This window comes from Deltaproteobacteria bacterium (genome assembly GCA_020845895.1).
Taxonomy (GTDB): Bacteria; Lernaellota; Lernaellaia; order JACKCT01; family JACKCT01; genus JADLEX01.
The window spans coordinates 60,885-75,572 of sequence record JADLEX010000125.1; the positions used below are offsets into that span (position 1 = coordinate 60,885).

At 66.0% G+C, this 14,688-nt stretch carries 12 protein-coding genes; 8 read left to right on the forward strand and 4 right to left on the reverse strand.

Going from position 1 to position 14,688, the window contains the following annotated elements; genetic code table 11:
• Position 1 precedes the first annotated feature (1 nt).
• Together IT350_17220 and IT350_17225 are read right to left on the reverse strand one after the other, a co-directional pair.
• The gene (locus IT350_17220) at positions 2-1,714 is read right to left on the reverse strand and encodes a TldD/PmbA family protein (GenBank protein ID MCC6159797.1); all 1,713 of its coding nucleotides are present in this window, start codon (positions 1,712-1,714) and stop codon (positions 2-4) included.
• A gap of 98 nt (positions 1,715-1,812) precedes the next feature.
• A complete protein-coding gene (locus tag IT350_17225; GenBank protein ID MCC6159798.1) occupies positions 1,813-2,589 on the reverse strand; it encodes a hypothetical protein in 777 nt (258 codons plus the stop codon).
• Positions 2,590-2,832: 243 nt separating this feature from the next.
• Here IT350_17225 and IT350_17230 point away from each other — a divergent pair, with 243 nt between their 5' ends.
• Both IT350_17230 and IT350_17235 read left to right on the forward strand, forming a co-directional pair.
• Positions 2,833-4,677 (forward strand): KamA family radical SAM protein, encoded by a 1,845-nt coding sequence (locus IT350_17230; protein MCC6159799.1) that lies wholly within the window; start codon positions 2,833-2,835, stop codon positions 4,675-4,677.
• Positions 4,678-4,699: 22 nt separating this feature from the next.
• Complete coding sequence (locus tag IT350_17235) at positions 4,700-5,992, forward strand: aminotransferase class I/II-fold pyridoxal phosphate-dependent enzyme (protein ID MCC6159800.1); 1,293 nt, start codon at positions 4,700-4,702, stop codon at positions 5,990-5,992.
• A gap of 112 nt (positions 5,993-6,104) precedes the next feature.
• Here the strand turns inward: IT350_17235 and IT350_17240 are convergent, their stop codons facing one another.
• Positions 6,105-6,497 carry a hypothetical protein gene (locus IT350_17240; GenBank protein ID MCC6159801.1) on the reverse strand — a complete coding sequence of 131 codons (393 nt, stop codon included), beginning with the start codon at positions 6,495-6,497 and terminating at the stop codon, positions 6,105-6,107.
• 277 nt (positions 6,498-6,774) lie between these two features.
• Here IT350_17240 and IT350_17245 point away from each other — a divergent pair, with 277 nt between their 5' ends.
• The 6 genes from IT350_17245 (at position 6,775) to IT350_17270 (ending at position 13,538) form a co-directional block, all read left to right on the forward strand.
• On the forward strand, positions 6,775-7,299 hold the full coding sequence (locus tag IT350_17245) for an outer membrane beta-barrel protein (protein MCC6159802.1): 525 nt from the start codon (positions 6,775-6,777) through the stop codon (positions 7,297-7,299).
• Positions 7,300-7,350: 51 nt separating this feature from the next.
• On the forward strand, positions 7,351-7,965 hold the full coding sequence (locus IT350_17250; protein ID MCC6159803.1) for an outer membrane beta-barrel protein: 615 nt from the start codon (positions 7,351-7,353) through the stop codon (positions 7,963-7,965).
• A gap of 5 nt (positions 7,966-7,970) precedes the next feature.
• On the forward strand, positions 7,971-8,582 hold the full coding sequence (locus IT350_17255) for a hypothetical protein (GenBank protein ID MCC6159804.1): 612 nt from the start codon (positions 7,971-7,973) through the stop codon (positions 8,580-8,582).
• Positions 8,583-8,584: 2 nt separating this feature from the next.
• Positions 8,585-10,240 (forward strand): tetratricopeptide repeat protein, encoded by a 1,656-nt coding sequence (locus IT350_17260; protein MCC6159805.1) that lies wholly within the window; start codon positions 8,585-8,587, stop codon positions 10,238-10,240.
• Entirely contained in the window at positions 10,221-10,925 is a 705-nt protein-coding gene (locus IT350_17265) for a hypothetical protein (GenBank protein MCC6159806.1), read from the forward strand. The genes IT350_17260 and IT350_17265 overlap by 20 nt, the downstream gene beginning before the upstream one ends.
• A gap of 180 nt (positions 10,926-11,105) precedes the next feature.
• Entirely contained in the window at positions 11,106-13,538 is a 2,433-nt protein-coding gene (locus IT350_17270) for a Smr/MutS family protein (protein MCC6159807.1), read from the forward strand.
• Here IT350_17270 and IT350_17275 read toward each other — a convergent pair.
• A complete protein-coding gene (locus IT350_17275; GenBank protein MCC6159808.1) occupies positions 13,520-14,677 on the reverse strand; it encodes a cysteine desulfurase in 1,158 nt (385 codons plus the stop codon). The two genes, IT350_17270 and IT350_17275, sit on opposite strands and share 19 nt — an antisense overlap.
• Between the last annotated feature and the right edge of the window lie 11 nt (positions 14,678-14,688).

Here is a 14,688-nt window from a genome sequence, read left to right on the forward strand (position 1 = left end):
ATCACTTCCCGTACGGCGCGGGGAGGATCGGGGGGCGCTTCGGCGGCGACGACGTGCGCTGGAGTTCGATCTCGCCGACGAGCGCCGCGGGCGCGGCCGCCGCAACGGGAATGAAGCCCGACTCCGCGCCGCAGAATCCGTTAAAGACGCCGGGTTGGTCGTCGGTCATCAGGATCTTCGAGATTGACACCAGCGGCGTTCCCACCAGCGACGCCCCGCGCACCAGCGTCTCGGCGCCCGTGTCGGGGTCGACCTTGTAGATCAGCGTCGGCACGTTCATGAACGCCTGGAAGTTCACGCGGCCCGTCATCGTCTCGCCGCCGCGCGAATTCTTGAGGATCAGGCCGTAGGGTTTGCCTTGGCGTTTCGTCTCTCGCATCAGAGCCTTCTTGAGCGCCTCGGGCGAAACCGTTTTGCGCGACGTGACGATCAGGTTCGCCATGCGCCCCATCGGGTCGAGCTTGCCGTCTCCGCGTCCGTGGCCGTTGCTGGTCCCGAAACCCGGAATCGGCGCGCGGGAGAGCAGAAAGTTTCGCAGCACGCCGCTTTCGATCAGCGTCACGCGCCGCGCGGGTACGCCCTCGGTGTCGAAGCGGTAGAATCCATTCAGGTCATCGCCCGCGAATCGGTCCATCGTCGGATCGTCGTGCACGTCGATGAATGACGGAAGGATCGCCGCGCCGACCTTGCCCTTAAAGGTCTGGCCCTCCTGCGTGTCGCGCATGCGCTCGCCTTCGAGGCGGTGGCCGACGGCCTCGTGAAAAAACACGCCGGTCGTCTGCGCGTCGAGGATCGCCGGCGCGGAAATCGGATCGATGACCTCGGCTTTACACAGCGCGACGAGGTCCTCGACCATCCGGTCCGCGGCCTTGCGCAGCTCGTCCTTCGCGGGAAGGCCCGCCTTCGACGAGGCATAACGCTGGAAGTGATTCTGCAATTGCATGCCATCATCGGCGTAACCGGTCGCGCGGGCGTAAAAAGAAAGCAGCCCGTCGGTTTCGACGATCCGCGCGCCCTCGGTGTTGACGTAATATCGGGTCTCCACCTCGAGCGCGACGCGCACCTGCCCCTCGACGACCTCGGGCACCGCGTTCATGCGCTTCGTGAGTTCACGGGCAAAATCGGCCCACTCGGCGCGGTCGAAGGGGATCTCGAGGCTTTCGCTTTCGAAGACCTGCGGCTCCTCGCGAGAAAAATCGTCGAAGCCTTCCTTCTCTTTTTCGGTTTTCGAATAGACCGTCTTGCCCTTCTTGCCGAGGTACTGCGTGAGCGCGTTCTTGTAGGCCTGATCCGCCGCGAGCCAGAGCTGCGAACGCAGCGCGTCGGCGTCGGGCTCGATCGGCCCTCCGAAGGTTCGGTTTTCGGTATTCGCGGCGACGTCCATCTGGAACCCGCCGTTGCCCGACGAATCGAAGTGATAGTCGCCCACGCGCGACTCGACATAGATCGACCGATTGCGCAGCTCGTAATCGTCAAAGAGCGCGCCGGAACGCGCGTTGAGCACCCATCCCGTCGAGGTGGTGTAGAGGAACGAGGTGAAGTACGCCGGATCGAACCCTTCCATCTTCAGCGTGCGCGTGCGTTCGAGTTCGGCGACGAGCGCGTCCATGACGGGTTTGCGCAGCGAAGGATCGTCACCAATCGCCCACGCGCCGGTGACGCGGATGAGCAGCAATGCGGCGAACAAAAACGCGACCAGACGCACTCGAATCATGAAACACTCCCGGCGCAAGCGCGCCGCATAGATGGCGGAAGGGTGAACCTTATCCGATTTCCCGATACGTCGAAAGATCCGCGAGGCGGGCGCGGCCCTCAGTTCTTCGGCGCTTTCGCCGCATCGACGCGCGCGATGGCCTGCTTCGCAATCTCGACCTCGCGCACACGCTGGGGCATTTCCTCGACGAGGCGTTGATAGATCTCCTTCGCCTCGGGGTAGCGGGCGAGCTCCTCGAGATACGCGCCGTAACGCAAAAACGTCTGGGCGCTCTCGGCGTTGTAGGGCTTGGCGTCAACTGCCGCGCGATACCACGTCATGGCCTTTTGCGCGTCGTTTTTTTGGAAGCGATAGGTCGCCGCGAGCGTGAGCATGGCTTTGCGCCCAGCGGACGTTTCGGGTTCGTCGGTCGCGAGTTTTTCGAGCGTTTCGATTCCCGCATCCAGATCGCCTGACGCGAGCGACTTGCGACCATCCTCGAGCGCGCGACGCATGTCGCGCTCGACGTCCTGCGTCTCGGGGTCACTGCTCGGCAGCGCGACCGAGGTGTTCGAGTCCGCCGGCAGCTCGCCGGGATCGAACGGAGGAAACAGCCGCGTCCAGATCGCGTGTACGAGCCACACGGCGAGGAGGATCACAACGAGACGCTTGATCTGACGCAGCAGCCACAGCGTGGGATTGTGCTGCGGGGGTGCGGGAAGCTCCGGGATGGGAATCGCGCCACCGGGGTTCGGCTCGCCGGACTCCTCGGCGCGAAGCTCGGCCTCCACCTGACGCAGCACCGTGGGGTCGTAGATGTCGGTTCGCGGACGTGGCGGCAGCGCACCGCCCGCCTGTCCGTTTGATCCGCCTTTTGTCTTCGCGTCGTCCGCCATGGGAAACAGTTTCCGTAACCCGGGTGCGGGGTGTCAAGGAGCGCCGTTTCATGCGGGAGGAGCCGATCATGACGGAATCCGCGAAGCGGATGCCGATGACGAAAGGGTGTCCTGCTCCGCACGGCCTGTTATAGTGAACTCCACGACTATCCTGGGGGGATGGACAAACCGGCGTCGAACGGTTGAAGCGAAGCGCGCTCATGGGAGCTTTCGACCAAACCGCGACGCGGAAGGGAGGACGCCATGGCTGTCAACGGCGAGGTCCAATTTCGCGGCGGCCCGCGCGCGCACGCGTCCATCAACGATGATGTGTGGGCGTCGCGTTACAACGAAGCGGTCTTTCGACGCGAAGTCGACCGGATGCTGTCGCGCATCCACCGCTGCCCGACGCTGGAACTGGCACGGGAGCAGTTGCTTCGGTACGTGACGATCGCCGAACTCTACGCGTCCCACGACCCCCGGTTGATTCAATCCGATCAGGGCGTCCGCATTCGCGACTGCGCGCGGTGTTGGCGCGGTATTTTGAGTTACCGCTCGGATCAGAAGACGGGCTTCAGCGTGACGCAGGCCCTGCTCGACCTCGCCAATGGTGTGGACCGGCCCGACCTCACGACAGGGTTCTACGCCGAGATGATTCACCTGGTGCAGGGCCTCGAAGGCCGCGCGCCGGTGGGGGAAGCGGACGAGTTCGATCTTGACGAAACGCTGCAGGGACGCGAGGCGGCGACGGTCCGGTCCCATCAGCTCGACGTCATCTGGACCCGGACCCAGGAGTGCATGGATCGCTATCCGCACGGGCTGGACGACGAAGTCCGACAGCGACGCCGAAGGCGGCGGAAAGAGATTCTGAATGCACTGGGCGGAACGGCGAAGGACTGGCGGGACTGGCGCTGGCACGCGCGAAACATCGTTCGCGACGCGCCCCGGCTGAAGTCGCTGATCGATGTGCCCGAAGCGGCCCTTCGAGACATCGACTCCGCGCGACGCGGTCGACTGCCCTTCGGCGTCACGCCCTTCTATCTCTCGCTCATGGACGATGCGGGGTACGACGCGGCGCTGCGGGCGCAGGTGTTTCCCTCGCGCCGGTACGTGGACGAGATGCTGGCGCATCGGGGCGAGCGGTCGCGGGCGATGGATTTCATGATGGAACATGAAACATCCCCCGTCGATTTCGTCACGCGGCGATACCCCTCGGTGGCCATCCTCAAACCCGTGAACACGTGCCCGCAGATCTGCGTGTATTGCCAACGAAACTGGGAGATCGAGGACGCCATGGCGCCCGGCGCGACGGCTCCCGCCGCGAAAATGGAAGCGGCGATTCGCTGGATCGGCAAGCACCCGGCGATTCGCGAGGTGCTGGTCACGGGCGGCGATCCGCTGGCGCTCGGAGATGAGCGGCTCTTCGGGTTGCTGGAGCGTCTCGCGGCCATACCGTCGATCGAACGCATTCGCATCGGAACGCGGATGATCGTGACCGTGCCGATGCGCGTCACCGAGGCATTCGCGCGGCGGATCGGCGCGCTGCGCAAGCCGGGCGTTCGCGAGATCGCCCTCGTCACGCACGTCGAACACCCCTACGAGGTGAACGACGACATGGTCGCCGCCGTCGATCGCCTGCGCCGGCGGGGCATCGCGGTGTACAACCAATTGGTGTTCACGTTCTTCAACTCGAGGCGGTTCGAATCGGCAGCCCTTCGGCGTGTGCTGCGCAGGATCGGCATCGACCCGTATTACGTCTTCAACATGAAGGGCAAGGAGGAGACCGACGACTTTCGGGTCCCCATCGCGCGCCTCATGCAGGAACTCAAGGAAGAAGCGAGGCTGCTGCCAGGCCTCGAACGCACGGACGAAGCGGTCTACAACCTGCCGAGGCTGGGAAAGAACTATCTCCGGGCCGTCCAGCACCGCGATGTGCTGACGATCCGGCCCGACGGATCGCGGGTGTACGAATTCCACCCGTGGGAGAAAAACATTGTGCGTCGCGAAGCGTGGGTTGGCCCGGACGTGCCGATCCTGGCCTATCTCCGGCGGCTCGAGGCGATCGGCGAATCGCCGGAGGACTACTCGAGTATCTGGTATTATTTCTAACGGCGATCGAAACGGGCTTCTCATGAGAAGGAACGGCGGGCTGGTTTCCCTGAATCTGAGCGTCCGCGACCTCGCCCCCTCGGCGACGGTCGCCATCAACGACATTTCCAACGAGTTGATCCGCGGCGGTCGCGTCGTCTACAAGCTGGGGCTGGGACAGTCACCGTTTCCCGTCCCGGCGTCGGTGGTTGAGGCGCTGCGCGCGAACGCCCACCACAAGGACTATCTGCCGAGCCAGGGGCTCCCGGCGCTGCGCGAGGCCGTCGCGCGTTTTCATCAGAAGAACGACAACGTCGCCGTGCATCCCGATGACGTCCTGATCGGTCCCGGCTCCAAGCTTCTGCTGTTCCTGCTTCAACTCGCGTACTACGGAGACCTCGTGGTTCCGACGCCGTGCTGGGTGTCGTACGCGCCGCAGGCGCAGATTCTGGGTCGCCCGGTGCATTTTCTGCCGACGAATTTCGAGGGGAAGTGGCGGCTGCGTCCGGAGGTGCTGGAGGAGCTATGCCAGCTCGATCCTGGCCGACCGCGCATCGTGATCCTCAACTATCCCGGCAATCCCGACGGGACGACGTACAGGCCGACGACCCTCAAGCGCATCGCCGAGGTCGCACGGCGGCACCGCGTGATCGTGCTCTCCGACGAGATCTACGGCAAGCTGCACCACGAGGGGCGCCACGTCTCCATCGCGCAGTTCTATCCCGAGGGAACGATCATCAGCTCGGGTCTGTCCAAGTGGTGCGGCGCGGGGGGATGGCGGCTCGGTACGTTCAGCTTCCCGCCGACGTTGAAGCGCTTGATGGAGACGATGGTGTCGCTCGCCTCCGAAACCTACACGGCGGTCAGCGCGCCGACGCAGCACGCGGCGATCCGCGCATTCGACGGCGGAACCGACATCGAGATGTATCTCGTGCACGCGCGGCGGATTCTGTCGGCGCTCGGAAACTGGATCGCGGGGCGTCTTCGCGATTCCGGCGTCCGCGTCGTATCGCCGGAGGGGGGATTCTACCTCTTTCCGGATTTCAGCTCGCACGCCGAGCGATTGAGCGCACGCGGCATCACCACGTCGGCGATGATGTGCGCGCGGATTCTGGCCGAGACGGGCGTGGCGTTTCTGCCCGGCGTGGAATTCGGACGCCCGGCGAACGAATTGACGGCTCGAATCTCCTATGTCGATTTCGACGGCGCGCGCGCCCTCGCCGCCGGTGAAACGACCGGGCTCGACAAGCCCCTCGACGAGGAATTCATCGCCACCTACTGCCACCGGACCTATACGGCCACCAAGCGTCTGTGCGAGTGGCTCGGCGCGCTGTGAATAGCCGGTCGGCACGGGTTGTCACAAAGACGCGACAGCGGACAACGGGTGTTCGCCCTTGGGGAGTAGCGAAATCGGGGACCGATTCCCCGATTTCGCGGTCGAGTGCCGTCTACTGGACCTGGAATTCCGTAACTTCGATCGTGGATTCGGCACGATAGAGTTTTCCTTTGATCTCCACCTTCTTCCCGTGGGTTTCTTCGCCTTTGAAAAGCGAAGCGCTGCCTTCGTTTTCAAGATAGTGCAGCGACAAACCGGCCAGATCGGCGATGGGTTTTCCGTCGCTGCCTTTTGCGCTCTCCACTTTCAGCACATGTCGGTGTCCGTAGATGCTGCATTGCGCGCCGGCGCCGGCGGTGGACTTCAGCGTGCATCCGAGACAGATGTTCTGCCCGACGACGGTGACCTCCTGCGGGCCGGTCCCGGCGGTAGCGGCGGTCGCCGCGACGACCGTTGTGAGAAGGAAGAGGACGACGAAACGGGCGAACCTCGATGAATGTTTCACGAACAGTTTCCTCCGTCATGGGGTTTGCGAATCGCCGGGCCGATCAAAACGACCCGTCGGTTTTCGCTGTTGCATTTCGATACGCCGCACCCGTCGGAATCGTTCCCGACGTGAAGTCCAATGGAACGCGGTTTCGCCGTTTCGTCCTTGACCCTGCGGACGGGCGACGTGTAAAGTCAGTGCGTTCGCGCAGCGATTTCGCGGGAGTTTGCCCATTTTTCACACGTTCCGATGGTTCCGGCGGTGGCGTCCGGTCGCGGCTGTGTGCCTTGCCTTGATGATCGCCGCGCTTGCCGCGGCGCCGGGTGCGGCGCGCGCCGACGGCGGCAAAGTCGTCGCCGGGGCCGATGCGGGGCTGGTGAAGATGCTCGCCTCGCAGAAGGACACCGACGAGATCGACGTTGACGCGGGGCTCGGCTACGGGGTGCGCATTGGCTACGGGCTCTCCGATTTCCTGACCTTCGAGTTCGGATTCATGCGCGCGCAGACCGAGGCGCAGATCGGCACGGAAAAACGCGTCGCGGTGACGAGCGATGAGGCGATTTTCGGGGTGAACTGGTCCGTGACGAACGCGACCTGGCGACCGCAGATTCTGACCGGCCTGACGTATCACATGGCGCGCTTCGACGCGCCGGTCGAGGACGAGAACAGCTTCGGCCTGACCGCCGGGCTGGGTCTGATGGGCGTGATCGCGCCGTACCTGCACGCGGGGCTGCGCGGGCGCTACCACTACCAGTTCCCGGAGGATCTGGAGACCGTGAATCTGATGACGCTGATGATGGCCGTGGACGTGTGGTTTTGAGATGGCCGTGGACGTGTGGTTTTGAGATGACCCTGGATGTGTGGTTTTAAGATGATTGTTCGCCGCGCGCTGATCGCCGTGCTGATCGCCCTGCTGCCCGCCGTCGCGGCGGCCAAGGACTTCAAGTCGATGCCCGCGTTCGACATCGGCGGGCGTTGGATCTTCGGCTATCAGACCGGGGCGAAGGAGGTCGTCATCCAGCCCGGCCTCGCCTACGGCGGCACGTTTACGCAGATCATCGACTTCTCATGGGCGCGCAACATGGCCTTCGAGGCGAACTATCTGCACAGCTTCAGCCACGGTGAAACCGAGTCCGAGGACGGCGGCGACGTCGCGGTCTTCGACATCACCATGGACAGCGGCTCGGCCAACATCGGCTACTTCTTCTCGGGACGAAAGCTCCTGCCCTACATCTCGACGGGGCTCGGCGTGGCGGTGCTCAAATACGAGCCCGAGGCCGCGGTGGACAAGGTCTGGGAGCAGGACGTGACGTTCAACATCGGCGGCGGCGCGGACTGGACGCTGTGGGAAGCGGCGAAGAGCGGCGCGCTCGACCGCATTCTGCTCGGCGCGCGGGTGCGTTACGAGTATATCGCCGTACAGCAGATCTTCGACGTCGGCATGAGCGCGCTCGCCATTACCGGCCGCTTCGAACTGCGGTTCTAGCCGACATGACTCCCCGTGCATGCATCGTCGTTCTCATGGTCATGTTCGCGTTCGCCTGCGCGGGCACGGCGCACGCCGTCGAGACCGGCGAGTCGGCCATGACGTTTCAGGCGGGCGGCGCGGTGCTGGGCGGCAAACTCGGCGAGCTGTTCTCGCCCGACTTCGCCTACGGCGTGAACATGGCCTTCGGGATCACCGATTACCTCGGGATCTTCGCCGACGCGCTCTACGCCGTGCATCAGCAGGCCGACCAGGACAAATATGGCACGCTGAACTTCGCCCACGGCACGATCGCGATCGGTCCGCGCGGCGGTTACACGTGGGACCATTTCGTGCTGTACGGGGGCGCGGCGCCCGTCGCGTCGCTCATGACCTATAAGGCGCGCTATTCGGCGGGAACCGGCACGGACGAGGACGAGACGGACGCGCACGGCTTCGGCGGCATGGCCGAGATTGGCGCGGACGCCTTCGTGTCGTCGTCGCTCACCGTCGGGCTCTCCGGCCGCGTCACCATCGTCTCGACCGATCTCGAGTTCGCCCACGGCGCGGACGTGGACAACCTCGTGGAGACTTACACGTGGTACGCGGGCCTGCTTCGCGTCACGCTGATTTTCTGAATATGCGGCCCGACGGTCTGCGCATGAACATGCCGCACCGCTGCCCCCGCCTAGGTGGCTTCCTGCCCAAAGCACTTCTCGTTGCGTTCCTTTTCTGTCTGCTCGCGGCTTGCTCTCCCCCGCCGCCGCTCGGCAATGTTGACGATCTCGAAGATCGACTTGCCGCCGATCCGGACAACGTCGCGCTCATCACGATGCTCGCGACGCAGCTGAGCGTGAACGCCGCCGATGTGGATCGGGCGATGTCCTTGATCGAGACCGCGCTCGCGCGCGACCCGAAGAACGTGGAACTGCTGCGCACGCTGGCGCAAATCCACCATTTTTCGCCCAAGGCGGACTTGGCGAAGGCGGCGGTCGCCTACGAACGGCTGATCGCGGCGGGCGGCGGAACCGCGGACGTCTACACGCATCAGGAAATGTGTCTCCTTGCACTCGGTCGTCCGACCGACGCCGAAGCGGCGTACCTGAACGCGATCCGCGACGCAAAGGAGCACGGCGCGGAATACAATCGGCGTCGCGCGCAGGAGTTCCTGGGCCGACTCTACGCTCAGCAGGGACGCACGGCGGAGGCCGAGGCGGTGCTAAAGGAATCGGCCGCGAATCTCGACGAATTCAACGCGCGGGAGGATCGCTACTGGGGTTGCCCTTATCAGGCGCTGGGCGAGCTGTACCAAATCACCGGGCAGGTCTCGAAGGTCGCGGCCGAGTACATGAAGGCCGCGGACGCCGAGAGCGACAAGTGGGAGTCGCAGCTCTGGGCGGCGGTCAAGTGCTGGCTCGTCGCCGACTACGCCAACGCGCAGGTCTATATGGACCGTGCGTTCAAGCTCGCGGACAAGCCGGCGCTCAAGGTTTTTCAGGGCGCGCTCTGGCTGTTCCAGAAGCGCTACGACGAAGCCGAGCGGCTGTTCGGCGAAGCGAGCGCCGAATTGCCCGAGGCCGCCCGCGTCGGGCGTGCGCACCTCGCCCTCATTCGAAAGGACTACCCGGTCGCCGAGCGCGAATTCCGCACGGCCATCGCCGCGTTCGATGCGCGGCGGGCAAGCGGGCCGATGGTCACGCAGATTCCCGAGTTCGACCCGTGGATCGAGAACTTCGCGCTGCTGGGCCTCGGCTGGACGCTCGCCAATCAGAACCGCCACGCCGAGGCGCTCGACCAGTACTTCACGATCGTCTCGCGCAACAAATACGATTTGCTCGCGGGTCTCGCGCGCGGGAACTCGCTCACGGGCCTTCAGCGGCTCGACGAGGCGCAGGCGGTTTTCGACGAATTGCTCTCGCACTATCCCGACAACCCGTACCTGCTCGCCGAGACCGCGTTGGTGCAATACAACAGGGGCGAGGACGCGGCGGCCGAGGCCAACTTCAAAAAGGCGCTCGCGCGCGAGGACAAGAATTACACCTGCCCCTACGAGGGTCTCGGTCTCGTGTACCTGCGTCAGGGGAAGGTCGAGGACGCGAAGAAGAACTTCGAAAAGGCGATCGAGATCAACCCCGGCATTGAATACAAGAAGTTCAACGGCCTCGCGAAGATCTATATCAAGGAAGGCCGTGTGAAAGAGGCGCGCGAACTGCTCGAGCGCTCGGTCCACAACTATCCGCACGACGGCGAGGCCGCCCGCATGCTGAAAGAACTCGATGCCGCGAAAACGCCCTGACCGGCTCGTCGTCGTGATGGTCGCGGTGGTCGTCGCCGCGTCGTTCGTCCTCACGGCGGGCGCGTGCTCGAAACCGCGCAAGGAAAAACGCGTCTCGCACGAGATCGTCATCCCGAACGTGCCGCGTCCGCACAACGCCGAGGCCGACCGGCTTGTCGCGCGAGCGAAGGCCGAAGCCGATCCGAAGGTGCGCGCGGCGCTCTACGAAAAGGCGCTGGCGGTCGAGCCCGGGCACCTCGCCGCGTCGGCGGGCCTCACCAAGATCCTCGCCGACGATCCGGCGTCCGACGCATCCCGCGTCGTGGAAATGCTCGCCCGCGTGGCCGGAGCGAACCTGTCGGACCGAGAGGCACACCTGTCTCTCGCCCGTGCGCGGCTGCGACTCGCGACGCCCGATGTCCACGGCGCGCGCAAGGCGTACGAACACGCGATCACGCTCAACCCCGGCGAGCCCGAGGCGTACCGCGAACTCGCGCGCACCTATATGAGCGGCGATGCGGCCAAGCCCACCGAGGCCGCCCGTCTTCTGCGCATCGCGATCCGCGTCGCCCCGCGCCGTGCCGACATCGCCGAGGAACTCGGCCGCGCGCTCGATGCGGCGGGCGACCGCGCCGGCGCCGAGTCCGCGTATCGCTACGCGAAAGAGAAGACGGGCGACGAGGCGCCTGCTGCACCGACGCCCTGATGCGCGCGGAATCGCAACGACCCTCACTCCGGCTCGCTTCGCTCGCCACCCCTCTCCCGTCATGACGGGAGAAGGGATGGGGGTGAGGGCTCCCGTCCCCGCGTTGATTTTTTTCGGCCGCCGCGCCATGAATACGCGCCCGCCGGGGGCGCTGACCCCTCGTGTGCGGAGGGCGATGATATGAGTGCCGATGCATCGTTGATTCACACGGCCGAACTGCTCGAGTGGCCGAAGATCCTCTCGCGTCTCGCGGAGCACGCCATGAGCGCGCCGGGCCGCGAGGCGTGCGAACACCTGCCGTTTTGCGACGACGCCGATTCAGCCGCGCGTGCGCTGGCCGCCGTCACCGAGGCCGCCGCGCTGCTGCGCGAAGCGCTCGCCCCCGCGCTCGCCGACGTCACCGACATCGCGCCCGATCTGGAGCGCGCCTCGCTCGGCGCGATGCTGGCGGGCGAGGATCTGATCCGCGTCGCCGACGCACTGCGCGCCGCGCGCCGCACCCGCGACGTCCTCGTCGAAGAGTGGGAACGCACCCCGCGCCTCGCCGAGATCGCGATGCAGCTTGCCGCCGATGAGCCGCTGGAGATGGACATCTTCGCGGCGATCGACCGCGACGGCGAGGTGAACGACGCGGCGTCGCCGGAACTGGTCGAGCTGCGCCGCCGCCACCGCCGATTGCACCAGCAGATTCTCGACACGATGAACGAGCTGGTGAAGCACGGCGAGTGGGCCGAGTTCCTGCAGGACGACTACTACACGGTTCGCAACGGCCGTTACGTGCTGCTCGTGCGCGTCGAGCGCCAGCACAAGATCGAAGGCATCGTCCACGACATCTCGGGCAGCGGCCAGTCGCTCTACATCGAGCCCAAGGAGATCACGAATCTCAACAACGTGCTGCGCGGCACCGAGGTCGCCATTGCGCAGGAGGTCGCGCGTATCCTGCGCGCACTCACCGCCCGCGTTGCCGCCACGGCGGACGCGATCCACGCGAGCGCCGAAGCCCTCGTCGAAATCGACATCGTTTTCGCCAAGGCGCGCTATGCTGCTGCGATCGGCGCGTCCGAGCCCACGCTCGCCCCCGAAGGCCGCATGCGCCTGCGTGCGCTGCGCCATCCGCTGCTGGTCGGGCGCGACGACGTTCGCGCGGCGGCAAACGTCGAGCGCGTCGTCACGAACGACGTGGAGTTCGCGGCCGGCGCGGGGTGCGTGATCGTCACGGGGCCGAACACCGGCGGCAAAACGGTGTTGCTCAAGGCCGTCGGGCTCGCGGCGCTGTTCGTGCGCGCGGGGATGCATCCGCCGGTCGCGTTCGATTCCGAGACCGTGTTCTTCGACCGCGTCTTCGCGGTGATCGGCGATCGCCAGTCGATCGAGGCGGGGCTCTCGACTTTCGCGGCGCATCTCGCCGCGCTGCGGGAGATCGCGCGCGACGCCGGGCCGCGCAGCCTCGTGCTGCTCGACGAGATCGGCGAAGGCACCGACCCGCGCCAGGGCGTCGCGCTCTCGATGGCGGTGCTCGAACACCTCGTCGCGAGCGGCGCGCGCACGCTCGCCACCACGCATTTTTCCGAGCTCGCCGCCCTCGCCACGCAGCGCGCGGGTTTCGTCAACGCGTCGATGGAGTTCGACCCGGCGACGATGCGCCCGACCTACCGGCTGCGTCTGGGCATTCCGGGGCGATCCGGCGCGTTCGACGTGGCCGAGCGCATGGGCCTTCCCGCGCCGATTCTCGCCCGCGCGCGCGAGCTGTACGAAGGCGCGGGCACCGAACTGCAAGCGATCATGGAAGATCTTGATCGTGCGCATCAGGAATGGCGGAGCAAGACCACCGCCGCCGAACGTGACCGCGCGACCGCGCGTGATCTGGTCGAAAAGCAGCGCGAACTGTTGCGCGATCTGGAAAGCAAGAAGCGCGAACGCGCGCAAAAAGAACTCGCCGCCGTCGAATCGATGTACCGCGACGCGCGCGAGCGCATCCGCGCGCTGTTAGCCGAACTGAAGGAGCGCCCCACGCGCGCCGAGGCGCAAAGCGTGAAGGAACAGATCGCCCAGGTCGTCGAGGAGGTCCGCGCGCAGACGCCGCCGCCCGAGGACGCGATCCCCGAACGGATCGGCTACGTGCCGATTCGCGACTGGTCCGCGATGCACGAGGGCGACGCCGTGTATATCGGCGCGCTGCGCGCGAAGGGAAAGCTCGAAACGCTGCCCGACGCGAGATCGCAACTGCGCGTGCTGGTGGCTGGCGCGCGCGTCACCATCGACGCAGCCGACGTATTTCACCCCGTCGTGGACGAAGCGCCCGCCGAGGTGCGGGTGCGCGTGCTGCCGCCGGCGCGCGTCGAGGCCGCGTCGTCGAAGGACCGGTCGCTCGACCTGCGCGGGCAGTACGTCGCCGATGCGCTCGACCACACCGCCGAATACCTCGACCTCGCGTGGCGGTCGCGCTGGCATCAGGTGACGATCATTCACGGCCACGGCACGGGCAGCCTCAAGCGTGAGATCCGCGAGTATCTGCGCGGCGCGCCGTACGCGCTCGCGTTTCGGCCCGGCGAACGGGGCGAGGGCGGCGACGGCGCGACGGTCGTGGACTTCGATTATTCCGACGAGGCGTGACCGGCGGCGGCATGCTCGAATGCGCGCACGAGCGCGGCGGCGGCCTCGGCGATTTCGGCGCTCGTCGTTCCCCGTCCCAAGGTCAGTCGAACCGCGCCGAGCGCCGTGGCCGTGTCGAGTCCCTGCGCCAGCAGGACGTCCGACGGCGACTCGCCGCCCTCGTGACATGCGGAGCCGGTGGACGCGGCGATCTCGGGAGCGCCGGCGAGAATCGCGCTGCCCCGCGCCCCGGGAAACGACACATTGAGGGTATTGGGCAGCCGCTCGGTTTCGTGCCCGTTCAGTCGAATGCCGGGAATCGCCGTCCACAACCGCGACCACAAGTCGTCGCGCAGGGCCCGAACGCGGGCGGATTCGCGCTCCATATCCCGCGCGGCGATTTCGCAGGCGTAACCCAGCGCGACGATGTACGGCACGTTTTCGGTTCCGGGTCGTAGCCCGCGCTCGTGGCCCGCGCCGAGCAAAAACGGACGCAGCGGCGTCCCGCGACGCACGTACAGCGCGCCGACGCCTTTGGGGGCGTAACACTTGTGCCCCGCCACGGTCAGCAGATCCACGCCCAGCGCGCGCACGTCGATGGGGATCTTGCCGACGGCCTGCGCCGCGTCGGAGTGCGTGAGCGCGCCGCGTTCGCGGGCCGCGGCGGCGATTTGGGCGATGGGCATGATCGTGCCGGTCTCGTTGTTGGCCAGCATGATGGTGAAGAGCAGCGTGTCGTCCCTCAGATCGCCGGGCAGCGCGTCGAGGCGCACCCGACCGTTTGCGTCCACGGCCAGCCGGGTCACGGAGTATCCGGTCGCTTCGAGCGCGTTGCACGGCCGCGCGGTCGCCGGGTGCTCGACGACGGAGGTGAGGATGTGACGGCGGTCTGGGATCGCCGCCGCAACTCCGCGGATCGCCAGATTGTTCGACTCGGTGCCCCCCGACGTGAAAACGACCTCGTCCGGATCGCAGCCCAGCAGCGCGGCGACCTGTTCGCGGGCGCGGTCCACGGCACTCTTGGCTCGTTGTCCAAAGATGTGCCCGCTGGACGGATTGCCGTGGTGATCCCTCAGAAACGGGAGCATCGCGTCGACCACTTCGGGATGAATCGACGTCGTGGCATTGTGGTCCAGATAGATCGGGTCGCGCTCGGTCATTTGCTTCTCCA